Genomic DNA, 13348 nt, shown 5'->3' with positions numbered 1-13348 from the left:
ATCGGCTATCGTGGACTGTCTTTGTCTGTTGCCGTCGCGCCCCGGTCCGGCTGCGTACCCCGAGCCGGCCCCGGCCGTCACCCCGATCCGGCAACGCAGGAGGAGTTCTTTCGTGCGGTTCGTCTTCGCCATCATCGCCACCGTCATCGCTGCCGCGATGATCGTGCTCGGCATCGGTCAGCGGACGGTCTGGGCTCCTCCGGAGTCCCTCACCGCCGAGACCGCACTCGACTTCTCCGCTCCCTACGCGGTGATCGACGGCAGCACCCTGGGCGCCAACCCGGGACGCCAGACGATCACGGTCGAGGGCAGCGGCGACCTCGTCGTCGCCTACGCCCGGACCTCCGACGTGCTGGGCTGGGTGGGCGGCTCGAGCTACGACGCCATCGGCTACGAGCGCGCCGACGACACCCTCACCTCCGCGGAGGAGACGGGCGAGCGCGTCCAGCTCTCCTCCGACGTCGAGACCGCCGACGCGGCGGTCGTCGATCCGCGCGGCTCCGACCTCTGGCTCGAGGAGTTCGAGGGGAGCGGCAGCGTGACCCTGGCGCTCGACGTGCCGGAGGACGTCTCCATCCTCATCGCGAGCGACGGCACCGCGCCGGCAGCCGACTCCGTGCGCGTCAGCTGGCCCGTGGACACCGCGACGCCCCTCGCCGGCCCGCTGCTGCTCGGAGGAGCCGTGTTCCTCCTCCTCGGCCTCGTCCTCTACATCTGGGCCTTCGTCCACCTGCGCCGCCAGCACGGCCCGCGCCGGAAGGGACCGCAGGGCCGGATCCCCCGCGGAGCCCGCCGCCCCCGGCCGCGTGCCGGGATCCAGGCCTCCACGGCGTCGCCGGCGCCCTCGCGCCGCCGGGCCGCCCTGGTGCTGCCCGTCGTCCTCGGGACGACGGTCCTTCTCTCCGGCTGCAGCTCCGACTACTGGCCTGATCTCGCCGCGGGCGCGAGCGAGGCGCCGACCGCGTCCGCCACGGCGACCGCGGGGGCAGAGCCGGTCTCGGCCGAGCCGACCCCCGTGGTCACCACGCAGCAGGCGGAGGCCGTCGTCGCCGAGGTCGCCGATGTCGCGTCGCGCGCCGACGCAGCCCGGGACGCCGGGATCCTGGCCGAGCGCTTCCAGGGCGAGGCGCTCACCGAGCGCACCACGAACTACGACGTCGTCGCCAAGGGCGGGACGATCGACCCGCCGCAGACGATCCCGGCCTCCCCGGTGAGCCTGGTGCTCCCGCAGGACACGGAGTCGTGGCCGCGCCTGGTCACCGCCGTCGTGCAGAACTCGACGGACACCACCCAGGCCCCGATCGCGCTGATGATGAGCCAGGCGAGCCCGCGCGTCGACTACAAGGTCGACTACGCCATCTCGCTCGAGGCCAACGCGCGCATCCCCGACGTCGCGCCCGTCACCGTCGGCACGTCGATCGTGGCGCCCGACTCGCGCCTGATGAAGCTCGCCCCGCAGTCGGTCGGCTCCGCGTACGCGGACGTGCTCGCCAACGGCGACTCGAGCCAGTACGCCGAGCTCTTCGCGGCCGACGGCGACACCCTCCGGGGGCAGGTCGGCGTCGACAAGAAGAACGCCGACCGCGAGGCGCTGCCGGACACCGCCTCGATCGAGTTCTCGAACGCCGCCGGCACGTCGCCGACGATCGCGCTCGCGACGAACGACTCGGGGGCCCTCGTCGCGGCGAGCATCGCCGAGACGTCGACCGTCCGCCCCACTGCCGAGGGCTCGACCGTCTCGACCTCCGGCGCCTCGCAGACCCTGCTGGGCACGGACAAGTCGACGACCGGCATCGAGACCACCTACGGATACCAACTGCTGTTCTACGTACCGCCCGTCGGATCGGAGGAGAAGATCGTGATGCTCGGATGGAGCCAGGGACTCGTCTCGGTGGTGCAGCTGCCGTGAGCACCGTCCCGCCCCTGCCCGGAAACCTCCGCGGCGCCGTCGACCTCTCGTCGCTGGTGAACCGCCGCACCCCGCCCGCCGCCTCCGCCGGCGCCCCGGCCGCGCCCGCCGCTCCCGGAGGCGCGCCCGGCGCGAATCCGCTGCTGCTGACCGCCGGCGACGCCGAGTTCGACCAGGTGGTCCAGCTCTCCTCGCGCGTGCCGGTGATCGTCGACCTGCGCGGCTCCTGGTCGGACCAGAGCCAGAGCATGACCGCGCTGCTCGAGAAGGTCGTCGTCTCGTACGCCGGCGCGTTCGTGCTCGTCGGGGTCGATGTGGAGTCGAGCCCGCAGCTGGCGCAGGCGTTCCAGGTGCAGTCCGTGCCGACGGTCGCCGCGATCATCGGCGGCCGCCCGGTGCCCCTGTTCAGCGGCCTCGTCGCCGAGGAGCAGCTGCGCGACCTGCTCGAGCAGGTCCTCCAGCTCGCCGCTCATAACGGTGTGACGGGCACGGTGCCGGTGGAGGGAGTCGCTCCCGCCGAGGGCGGCGAGCCCGAGCCCGAGCCGCTGCCGCCGCACCACCAGGAGGCCTACGACGCGATCGACCGGGGCGACTACGCCGCGGCGATCACCGAGTACGAGACCGCCATCGCGCAGAACCCGCGCGACGACCTCGCGGTCGCCGGTCTCGCTCAGGTGCGGCTGCTGGCCCGCCTCCAGGGCCGCACGCTCGACGACATCCGCTCGACCGCCGCGGCCGAGCCGTCGAACCTCGACGCGCAGCTCGCCGTCGCCGACCTGGACGTCTCGGGCGGCCACGTCGAGGACGCCTTCGACCGGCTGCTCTCGATGTTCCCGCGCCTCGACGCCGAGGGGAAGGCCGCCGTCCGGGCTCGTCTCCTGGAGCTCTTCGAGATCGTCGGTCAGACCGACCCGCGCGTCAACAAGGCTCGGGCCAGGCTCACCGGCCTGCTCTACTGACGCCGGCCGGAACGCCGAGAGGCCGCCCGCTCGCGACGATCGTCGCGGCGGGCGGCCTCTTCCGTGCGGGGACCGATCAGTCGGCGGGTCGCAGGTAGAGCACGGCCAGCGGGGGCAGGACCAGCTCGGCGGAAGCCGGGCGGCCGGCCCACGGCTCCTCGCGAGCCTCGACCGCTCCGAAGTTCCCGACTCCGCTGCCGCCGTAGATCTCGGCGTCCGTGTTGACGAGCTCCTCCCAGCGGCCGGCCGTGGGCAGGCTCACGCGGTAGCCGTGCACGGGCGAGCCCGAGAAGTTGGCGATGACGGCGATCGGGCGACCCTCGCTGTCCTTGCGCAGGAACGAGACGACGTTGGCCGCCGCCGCGCCGCCGTCGATCCACTCGAAGCCCGACTGCTCGTGGTCGAGCTCCCAGAGCGACGGCGAGTCGCGGTACACGCGGTTCAGCTGACCGACGAGGCTCCAGAGACCGCGGTGGCTCGGCTGATCGAGGATCCACCAGTCCAGGCCCCGCTCCTCGCTCCACTCGGAGTACTGGCCGAACTCCTGGCCCATGAAGAGCAGCTGCTTACCGGGGTGGGCCCACATGAAGGCGAGGTAGGCGCGCACGTTCGCGAGCTGCTGCCAGTGGTCGCCCGGCATCTTCTGGATCAGCGAGCCCTTGCCGTGCACGACCTCGTCGTGGCTGATCGGCAGGACGAACTTCTCGCTGAAGGCGTAGACGAACGAGAAGGTGATCTCGCCCAGGTGGTACTGGCGCCAGAGCGGGTCGTTCGCCATGTAGTCGAGCGAGTCGTGCATCCAGCCCATGTTCCACTTGAGCCCGAAGCCGAGGCCGCCGGAGCTGGTGGGCTGGGTGACGCCGGGCCAGCTCGTCGACTCCTCGGCGATCATCATGATGCCGGGGTGCAGCTTGTAGGCCGTGGCGTTGACCTCCTGGAGGAAGCTGATCGCCTCGAGGTGCTCGCGTCCGCCGTACTGGTTCGGCAGCCACTCGCCCTCCTTGCGGGAGTAGTCGAGGTAGAGCATCGAGGCGACAGCGTCCACCCGCAGGGCGTCGACGTGGAACTCCTCGAGCCAGAACAGGGCGTTCGCGACGAGGAAGTTGCGCACCTGGGTGTGCCCGAAGTCGAAGACGTAGGTGCCCCAGTCCATCTGCTCGCCGCGGCGCCAGTCCGGGTGCTCGTAGAGCGGCTCGCCGTCGAAGCGGGCGAGGGCGAAGTCGTCCTTCGGGAAGTGCCCGGGCACCCAGTCGACGATGACGCCGATGCCGGCCTGGTGCAGACGGTCGATCAGGTACTTGAGGTCGTCGGCCGTGCCGAAGCGGCTCGAGGCGGCGTAATAGCCGGTGACCTGGTAGCCCCAGGAGCCGCCGAACGGGTGCTCGGCGAGCGGCATGAACTCCACGTGCGTGAAGCCGAGCTCGGTGACGTACTCGATCAGCGGGTCCGCGAGGTCGCGGTAGCCCAGTCCCGGACGCCAGGAGCCGAGGTGCATCTCGTAGACGCTGAGCGGCTGCGTGTGCGGATCGACCGAGGCTCGCTTCTCCATCCAGCCGGAGTCGCCCCACTGGTGGTGCGAGACGGGGACCTTCGAGGCGGTCGCAGGCGGCACCTCCGTGGCGCGGGCCATCGGGTCGGCCTTGCGGACCCAGTGGCCGTCACGCGAGAGCAGGTCGAACTTGTAGGAGGCTCCGGGCTCGACGCCCGGGACGAAGATCTCCCAGACCCCGGTCGTCCCGAGGTTGCGGAGGGAGTGGCCCTCGCCGTTCCAGTCGTTGAAGTCGCCGACGACCCGAGCGGCCTGGGCGTGCGGGGCCCAGACGGCGAAGCTCGTGCCCCAGACCCCCTCGTGCTCGCGGTGGCGGGCACCGAGCGCCTCCCAGAGACGCTCGTGGCGGCCCTCGCCGATGAGGTAGAGGTCGAAGTCGCCGACCGTCTTCGAGAACCGGTAGGGGTCCTCCGCGGTCCACTCGCCGCCGCCGCCGTAGCGGGCCTCGACCGTGTACGCCTGCGGACCGAGGACGTGGAAGCCCTGCCAGATCCCGTCGCTGAGGTGGCTCAGCTCGACGCGGGCGCCGGTGGCGAGCACCACGGCGACCTTCTCGGCGAGCGGGCGGCGCACGCGGACGACCGTCACCGGGTCGGAGACGCCGGGGGCCGCGACGAGGTGCTGGCCCAGGACGTCGTGGGGGAGCGCGTTGCTGCCGGTGGCGAGCTGCTGCAGCACCCACTCCGGGATGTCGGGCAGCGCGATCGCCGCGGTGCCGTCGACGGGGCCCGAAGCGGTCGCGGGGTCCGCGGTCGTCTCGGCGGGGTCCGCGGTCGTCTCGGCGGGGCCGGCGGTCGTCTCGAAGGGCGCGGCGCTGTCGGCTGCGACGGAATCGGCGGCGTCCGTGTCGTCGGGCAGGTCGCCCTCGGCCCCGCTGCCGACCGGAGCGGACTCCGCGTCGTCGGCGTCGGGCTCGACGGTCACGGCGTCGTCGGCCGCGACCGGCTGAGGCGCCTCCGGGACCGTCTCGACCGCGTAGCTGCGCGCGTTCTCGCCGTCCGCTCCTGGGTGCTGTCGAGCGTCGGGCGCCGCGTCGGCGACGTGCGCGCCGTGGCCGGAGGTGGTCGCCGAGCTGGTGCCCGTCGTGGGGACCGTCTCGGCGTGCGCGCCGAGGCCCGCCTCCTCGGCCGGGCTCGTGCCCTCGGGGGTGGTTCCGCTCATCGCTCGTCCGCCTTCACGCTCAGGATGTGCACGGGCTCGACGAACGAGTCGAGCCGCACGTAGTCGTCGCTGCCCCAGGTCCAGACGGCACCGGTGATCAGGTCCTCGACCTCGAAGGTCGCGCTCCAGTCGAGCCCGATCGCGGGCAGGTCGAGGTGGACCGTGGTCTCGCGGGCCGAGTGCGGGTCGGTGTTGACGACGACGATGATCGTGTCGTCGGTCCCGGTGCCCGTGAACGCGGCCTGCAGGTGCTTGGAGTAGACGAGGATCGCGTCGTCGTCGCTGCCGTGCACGTGCAGGTTCCGCAGCTGCCCGAGCGCGGGGTGCGAGCGCCGGATCTCGTTGAGGCGCGTGATGTACGGCGCCAGCGAGCGGCCCGACTCCTCGGCGCCGGCCCAGTCGCGCGTCTTGTACTCGTACTTCTCGTTGTCGATGTTCTCCTCGGCGCCGGGGCGAGCGACGTTCTCGACCAGCTCGTAGCCGGCGTAGACCCCCCACAGCGGCGACGCGGTCGCGGCCAGGGCCGCCCGCACCTTGTACGCCGAGCGGCCGCCGTACTGGAGGTACTCGGTGAGGATGTCCGGAGTGTTCACGAAGAGGTTCGGCCGCATGTAGTCGGCCGTCTCGTGGGAGATGCTCGTGAAGAACTCGCCGAGCTCCTCCTTGGTGTTGCGCCAGGTGAAGTACGAGTACGACTGCTGGAAGCCGACCTTGCCGAGCGCGCGCATGATCGCGGGGCGGGTGAACGCCTCCGCGAGGAAGACGACCTCGGGGTGCTCGGCGTTGACCTCGTGGATGATCCACTCCCAGAAGTCGAGCGGCTTCGTGTGGGGGTTGTCGACGCGGAAGATCCGCACGCCCAGGTCGATCCAGTGCCGCAGGACCCGCAGCGACTCCTGACGGATGCCCTCGGGGTCGTTGTCGAAGTTGATCGGGTAGATGTCCTGGTACTTCTTCGGCGGGTTCTCGGCGTAGGCGATCGAGCCGTCGGGGAGCGTCGTGAACCACTCGGGGTGGCTGGTGACCCAGGGATGGTCGGGCGAGGCCTGCAGGGCGAAGTCGAGGGCGAGCTCGAGGCCCGCGGCCTCGACCGCGGCGTGGAAGGCGCGGAAGTCGTCCTCGGTGCCGAGGTCCGGGTGGATCGCGTCGTGGCCGCCCTCGGCCGAGCCGATCGCCCACGGCGAGCCGGGGTCGTTCTCGCCGGCGTCGAGCGTGTTGTTCGGGCCCTTGCGGAAGGAGCGGCCGATGGGGTGGATCGGCGGCAGGTAGAGCACGTCGAAGCCCATCGCGGCCACCGCGGGAAGGCGGTCGATCGCGGTGCGGAAGGATCCGCTGGTCACGGTCCCGTCCTCGTGGCGCACGGCGCCCTCGGAGCGGGGGAAGAACTCGTACCAGGCGCCGACGCCGGCGCGGGTGCGCTCGACGTGGACGGTGCGCGGCTCCGAGACGCTCGTGAGGCTCATCACCGGGCGGGCGTCGAGCGCGCCGTGGACGGCGGGACCGGTCGCCGCGGCGAGGCGCTCCTCGGCGCTCAGCGTGGTGTCGCCGACGCGGGCGGCGGTGTCGGAGAGCAGGCTGCGCTCGCCCTCGGGCCGCGCGGAGTCGTCGGCGCCGCTGCGCAGCAGGCCCTCGCCGATGGCGAAGGTGACGTCGATGTCCAGGCCGGCCGGGATCTTGACCTCGGCCGTGTGGAGCCAGGTCGCCCAGTCGTCGGCGTAGGCGCGGATGCGGTAGCTCCAGTCGCCCTCCTCGTCGAGGGCCACGAGGCGCCCGTAGCGGTCGGTGCCGGTCGCGAGGAGCGACATGCGGTGCTCCGACTCGGCCCCGGACGGCGAGCTCAGCAGGAGGTCGACGCCGATGAGGTCGTGCCCCTCGCGGAAGGCCGTGGCGGCGAAGGGAACGACCTCGCCGACGAACGCCTTCGCGGGCCAGCGGTCGTCCTCGAGCCGGGGCTGCGGGTCGATGATCGGCAGGCGCTCGGCGCGGACGCGGTAGCCGCTCCAGGTCGTCGCGGGCGCCGGCGACGCGTCGGGTGCGTCCGCGGTCACCGGGGCGGCCGGAGCACTGTCGGCCGCGGGGGGAGCAGGAGTCGCCTCGGGGGCGGCGGCGGGCGCCGGAGCGGCCGTCTCGGGAGGCGCCGACGCCTCCTGGGGTGCGCGTCCGCGACCCGCTCGCCGTGCGTCCTTGCCGTTCTGAGCCTTGCCGAAAGGTATCTGAGCCACGTCACGACAGTAGCGACCGGCGGCGGCTCGCACACGACGGTTGCGCCCGCGCTCGGGCCTGTGCAAACGGATCCGGGGAGCGCGTGCCGGAGCGTCGGGGCGGGTCCGCGTCCGGCCGATCCGCGGCGGCCGAGGGGTCCGCTAGGGTGACCGAGCGCGACCGCCCCGGTGCTCCGCGACCGGGCGCTCCGGGGTCCGCAGAGAGTCGAGGGGTGCCGTGAAGGCGATCCGCCGCTTCATCGTCCGCTCCGTCCTCCCGCCCGAGCTCTCGGCTCTGGGCGATCTGGCGGGCAATCTGCGCTGGGCCTGGCACGAGCCCGCCCGGCGCTTGTTCGAGCGGGTCGATCCTGAGCTGTGGCGGCGCGGGGGAGCGGACCCCACCGCTCTGCTCGGAGCAGTGAGCCCCGAGCGCCTCGCCGAGCTGGCGGGGGATCAGGGCTTCGTCGACGAGGCGTGGCGCCTCCGCGACGAGCTGGAGCGGTACCGCACCGAGCCGCGGTGGTACCAGTCGCTGCCGGAGTCCGCCCCGCGCTCGATCGCCTACTTCTCGCCGGAGTTCGGCATCGCGGCGGCGCTGCCCCAGTACTCCGGCGGACTCGGAATCCTCGCGGGCGACCACCTGAAGGCCTCCTCGGACCTGGGCGTGCCGCTCACCGGCGTGGGCCTCTTCTACCGGTCGGGCTACTTCTCGCAGAAGCTCTCCGCCGACGGCTGGCAGCTCGAGTCCTACCCCTCGCTCGATCCCGACGGGCTGCCGCTGCGCGTCGTCCGTCTCGCCGACGGCTCGCCCGCCCGCATCGTGCTGGCGCTCCCCGAGGGACGCGCGCTCTACGCCCGGGTCTGGCGCGCGGAGGTCGGCCGGGTGACCCTCCTCCTGCTCGACACCGACATCCCCGAGAACGAGGACTCGCTCCGCTCCGTCACCGACCGCCTCTACGGCGGCGGGGGCGAGCACCGCCTGCTGCAGGAGCTGCTGCTGGGTATCGGCGGGGTCCGCGCGCTCGAACTCTGGGCCGAGGTCTCGGGCGGCGTCCTCCCGGAGGTGTTCCACACCAACGAGGGGCACGCCGGCTTCCAGGGGCTCGAGCGCATCTCCGGCCTGATCGGCGCGGGCCTGGACTTCGACCAGGCTCTCCAGGTGGTGCGGGCGAGCACGGTCTTCACCACGCACACTCCGGTGCCGGCGGGCATCGACCGCTTCGACCGCGGGATGATCGAGGAGTACTTCTCCACGGAGCTGCTCCCGGGCGTGCAGGTCGAGGACGTGCTCGCGCTGGGCGCCGAGCCGGGGGACTCCGGGACGGCGTTCAACATGGCGTACATGGGCCTGCGGCTCGCGCAGCGCTCCAACGGCGTCTCGACGCTGCACGGCGAGGTCAGCCGATCGATGTTCTCGAGCCTCTGGCCCGGCTTCGAGACGGCGGAGGTGCCGATCGGCTCGGTGACGAACGGCGTCCACGCGGCCACCTGGACCGATCCGATCCTCCGGCGGCTCGCGGAGGAGCGGCTCGGCACCGACGACACGACGCGGGCCGACTGGGCCTCGGGTGCGCTCGGCGACACCGAGCTGTGGGCCGCGCGCCGGGCGATGCGGGAGCAGCTGGTGCGGGACGCCCGCCGCCGGGCCGCCCGCTCCTGGCGCGAGCAGAACCCGGGCGGCCTCCCGCCGGCCTGGCTCGACGAGCTGCTGGACCCGGACGTGCTCACCATCGGCTTCGCGCGGCGGGTGCCGACCTACAAGCGGCTGACCCTGATGCTCCACGACCCCGAGCGTCTGCGCGCGCTGCTCACCCACCCGCAGCACCCGATCCAGATCGTCATCGCGGGCAAGTCCCACCCGGCCGACGAGGAGGGGAAGCGCCTGATCCAGCGGCTCGTCCGCTTCGCGCAGGAGCCGGACGTGCGCCGCAGGATCGTCTTCCTGCCGGACTACGACATCGCGATGGCGCAGCTGCTCTACCCGGGCACCGACGTCTGGCTCAACAACCCGCTGCGCCCGCTCGAGGCGTGCGGCACCTCGGGGATGAAGGCGGCGCTCAACGGCTCGCTCAACCTCTCGATCCTCGACGGCTGGTGGAACGAGTACTTCGACGGCGAGAACGGCTGGGCGATCCCCTCCTCCGACCGCGCGCTCGACCCGGAGGCCCGCGACACGCTCGAGGCCGAGGCGCTCTACGAGCTGCTCGAGACCGAGGTCGTGCCGCGCTACTACGAGCGCGATCACGACGGCGTGCCCCGGCGGTGGGTGCGGTCGATCCGGCACACCCTCGCGACCCTCTCGCCCGAGCTCTCCGCCGAGCGGATGGTGCGCCAGTACGTCGAGGCGCTCTACTCGCCGGCCGCCGAGGCCGGGCGCGCCGTCGCCGCCGACCACTTCGAGCCGGCCAAGGAGCTGGCGACCTGGAAGCGGCGGGTCCGCGCCGGCTGGCCCGGGGTCGCGGTCGCGTCCGTCGAGTCCGGCGGGATCGACGCGGTGCCCCAGCGCGGGGACCGGCTCGCCGTGCGGGCGGGCGTGCGCCTGGGCGAGCTCTCGCCGGCGGACGTCTCGGTCGAGGTCGTGTACGGGACGACGTCCGCTGACGGCTCGCTCACCGAGGTCCGCCACCACGAGCTCGAGGTGGTCGAGGAGTCGGGTGCCGTAGTGCCGGCCGACGCGGTCGGGCGCGTGCCCTACGCCGGAGTGGTCACCCTCGACCGCAGCGGCTCCTTCGGCTACACCGTCCGCGTCGTGCCGCGGCATCCCCTCCTGGCCCGCTCCGCCGAGCTGGGACTGGCCGCCGCCGCCGGCTGACCCCGCCCGGTCGCTCTCCGCGAGATGCCGCTCCGGTGCGCCTTCCTCGGCGTCTCGCGGACCGGAGTGGGATCTCGCGGGAGGAGGACGGCGCACGGAGCGAAACGGCGCCCGGAGGAGGACGGCGGGGGAGCAGGGGTCAGCGCGCGATGTCGGCGAGGAGGGCGGCCGTCGCGGCGACGAGGTCGGCGGGGGCGAGCTCGATGTCGAAGCCCCGGCGCCCGCCCGAGACGAGCACCGTGTCGTGGAGCTCGACGGTCTCGTCGATCACGGTGCGGTGCCGCGTCCTCTGCCCGAGCGGCGAGATGCCGCCGAGCACGTAGCCGGTCCGGCGCTGGGCCAGCACGGGGTCGGCCATCGCCGCCCGCCTGCCTCCGACCGCGGCCGCGAGCTCCTTCAGCCCGAGCGAGCCGGTGACGGGCACGACGCCCACCACGAGCTCGCCGTCGACGTCGACCATCAGGGTCTTGAACACGCGCTCCGGCTCGACGCCGAGCGCCTCGGCCGCCTCGAGCCCGTAGCGCGTCGTGGCCGGGTCGTGCCGGTACTGGCGGGGAGTGAAGGGGACGCCCGCCGCCGTCAGCGCGACGGTCGCCGGGGTCCCCGGCCCGCTCCTCGCCATCAGGCGTCCTGCTCGGCCGCCGGCCCGTGCGCGGCGAAGAGCTGCATCGAGGTTCCGGCCACGCGGATGACCTGCCCCGGCTCGAACGATTCGCCGTGCTCCAGCGGCTCCGGCTCCTCGCTGTTCCACAGGCGCGTGTAGCCGGTGACCCCCTCGCCGTCGGCGAGCACGACCGTGGTGTCCTGCTCGACGCCGTGCACCACCAGCAGGACGCGGTCCGGCTCGCCCTCGACCGGCGTCGAGGCGGCGAGGTACTGCAGCGTCCGGTTGGCGGCGGAGGTCCAGTCGTGCTCGCTCATCCCGCGCCCGTGGGCGTCGAACCACGTCATGGTCGTGGCGCCCGGCTCGCTCGCGTCGCCGCTGCCGTAGCGGGAGGGACGCAGCGCCGGGTGCTCACGCCGCAGGCGCAGCAGGGTGCGCGTGTGCGCGCGGAGCGCGAGCTGCCAGTCGGCCAGGCCCTCCCAGCGCACCCAGGTCAGGTCCGAGTCCTGGCAGTAGGCGTTGTTGTTGCCGCGCTGGCTGCGCCCGGTCTCGTCGCCCGCCGTGATCATCGGCACGCCGGCCGACAGCAGCAGGGTGCCGAGGAGGTTCCGCATCGCCTTGCGCCGCGCCAGCGTGATCCGCTCGTCGGTGGTGGGGCCCTCGAAGCCGTGGTTGAAGGAGCGGTTGGTGTCGGCTCCGTCGCGGTTCGACTCGCCGTTGCCGATGTTGTGCTTGACGTTGTACGAGACCAGGTCCGCCAGCGTGAAGCCGTCGTGCGCGGTGACGAAGTTGACCGACGCGAGGGGGCCCCGCTCCGCCGAGAAGGTGTTGGAGGAGCCCGAGAGCCGGGTCGCGAAGCCGCCGATGCCGACGGGGGCCGTGCCGGCGCGGCGGGCGTAGTCGATGTCCGAGAGCCAGAAGTTGCGGGCGCGGTCGCGGTAGCGGTCGTTCCACTCCGACCACCCGGCCGGGAAGTTCCCGGTCTGCCAGCCGCCCATTCCCACGTCCCAGGGCTCGGCGATCATCTTCACGCCGGCCAGCGCCGGATCCTCGACCGCGGCCCGCAGCAGCGGGTGGTCGCTCCGGAAGTGCGCGATCTCGTCCCGGCCGAGGGTCGCGGCCAGGTCGAGCCGGAAGCCGTCGATCCCGACCTCGCCCGACCAGTAGCGCATCGAGTCCAACGCGAGGCGCTGCGCCGCGGGCCGGCCGAAGTCGATCGTGTTCCCGCAGCCGGTGACGTCCACGTAGTGGCCCTCGGGCGTCTGGCGGTACCAGCCGGCGTCGTCGATCCCGCGCAGGCTCGACATCGGCCCGCCCGGCCCCTCCTCGGCGGTGTGGTTGTAGACCACGTCCAGGATCACCTCGAGGCCGGCCTCGTGCAGGAGCTTCACCATCCCCTTGAACTCGCGGAGCACCGCGGTCGGTCCGCCGCGCTGCGCGGTGGAGGAGGCGTACGAGGCGTGCGGGGCGAAGAAGTTCAGCGTGTTGTAGCCCCAGTAGTTGGTCAGCCCCTGCCGCAGCAGGCGCTGCTCCGACACGAACGCGTGCACGGGCAGCAGCTCGACCGCCGTCACGCCCAGATCGAGCAGCGCCGAGACCGTCGACTCGTGCGCCAGGCCGGCGTAGGTGCCGCGCAGCTCCACGGGCAGCGCCGGGTTCAGCCGGGTCAGCCCCTTCACATGCGCCTCGTAGATCACGGTGCGGTCCATCGGGGTGCCGGGCCGGGAGGAGAAGCCCCAGTCGAACGCGTCGTCCACGACGACCGAGCGCCACTCGTTCTCCGCCACCCGGTGCAGGCCGCGGGAGTACGGCTCCAGCAGGGCCCGGCGGGGGTCGAAGCGGTGCCGGGGGCCCGTCGGCCCGTCGACGCGCAGGGCGTAGCGGCGGCCGGGGGCCAGCAGATCGGAGCGCGCGGACCAGACCGCGGCGTCGTCGCGCGCCAGCGGGACCGTGCGGGTCACCCAGGTCGGGTCCTTCTCGTCGTACAGCAGCAGATCGACGGCGCTCGCGCTCTCGGACCAGACCCGCAGCTCACCGCCCTGATCGTCCACGGTCACGCCGAGCCGGGCCAGGGGATCGTGAGAGGTCATGCGACTTACAGTAGTGACGGGCACCGGCTCCCTCCGTGCCCCCGACGCGGGACGAAGGGCTGC

General features: G+C 72.9%; 7 protein-coding genes. 3 read left to right on the top strand and 4 right to left on the bottom strand.

Annotated features, from left to right (window positions below):
- Positions 1 to 112: 112 nt before the first annotated feature.
- Positions 113 to 1909, top strand: a complete 1797-nt coding sequence (locus tag C5C46_RS12110) for a hypothetical protein (RefSeq protein ID WP_104226860.1) — start codon at positions 113 to 115, stop codon at positions 1907 to 1909.
- Positions 1906 to 2868: a tetratricopeptide repeat protein gene (locus C5C46_RS12105; protein WP_104226859.1), complete on the top strand. Its 963-nt coding sequence runs from the start codon at positions 1906 to 1908 to the stop codon at positions 2866 to 2868. Before C5C46_RS12110 ends, C5C46_RS12105 begins: the two co-directional genes overlap by 4 nt.
- Before the next feature lie 76 nt (positions 2869 to 2944).
- On the opposite strand, the gene glgB is transcribed toward C5C46_RS12105, so the two are convergent.
- On the bottom strand, positions 2945 to 5578 hold the full coding sequence (gene glgB / locus C5C46_RS12100) for a 1,4-alpha-glucan branching protein GlgB (RefSeq protein ID WP_104226858.1): 2634 nt from the start codon (positions 5576 to 5578) through the stop codon (positions 2945 to 2947).
- Positions 5575 to 7545 carry an alpha-1,4-glucan--maltose-1-phosphate maltosyltransferase gene (locus tag C5C46_RS12095; RefSeq protein WP_308471132.1) on the bottom strand — a complete coding sequence of 657 codons (1971 nt, stop codon included), beginning with the start codon at positions 7543 to 7545 and terminating at the stop codon, positions 5575 to 5577. The genes glgB and C5C46_RS12095 overlap by 4 nt, the downstream gene beginning before the upstream one ends.
- A 472-nt stretch (positions 7546 to 8017) precedes the next feature.
- Between C5C46_RS12095 and glgP the strand changes: the two genes are divergently transcribed.
- Positions 8018 to 10591, top strand: a complete 2574-nt coding sequence (gene glgP, locus C5C46_RS12090; RefSeq protein WP_104226856.1) for an alpha-glucan family phosphorylase — start codon at positions 8018 to 8020, stop codon at positions 10589 to 10591.
- A 139-nt stretch (positions 10592 to 10730) separates the two neighbouring features.
- On the opposite strand, the gene ybaK is transcribed toward glgP, so the two are convergent.
- Positions 10731 to 11213: a Cys-tRNA(Pro) deacylase gene (ybaK, locus tag C5C46_RS12085; RefSeq protein WP_104226855.1), complete on the bottom strand. Its 483-nt coding sequence runs from the start codon at positions 11211 to 11213 to the stop codon at positions 10731 to 10733.
- Positions 11213 to 13285 carry a glycogen debranching protein GlgX gene (glgX, locus tag C5C46_RS12080; RefSeq protein ID WP_104226854.1) on the bottom strand — a complete coding sequence of 691 codons (2073 nt, stop codon included), beginning with the start codon at positions 13283 to 13285 and terminating at the stop codon, positions 11213 to 11215. Before glgX ends, ybaK begins: the two co-directional genes overlap by 1 nt.
- Between the last annotated feature and the right edge of the window lie 63 nt (positions 13286 to 13348).

Source organism: Rathayibacter sp. AY1E6 (assembly GCF_002931115.1).
Lineage (GTDB): Bacteria > Actinomycetota > Actinomycetes > Actinomycetales > Microbacteriaceae > Rathayibacter.
The sequence above is the reverse complement of the archived record's forward strand: the minus strand, read 5'-3'. Positions and strand labels throughout refer to the sequence as shown.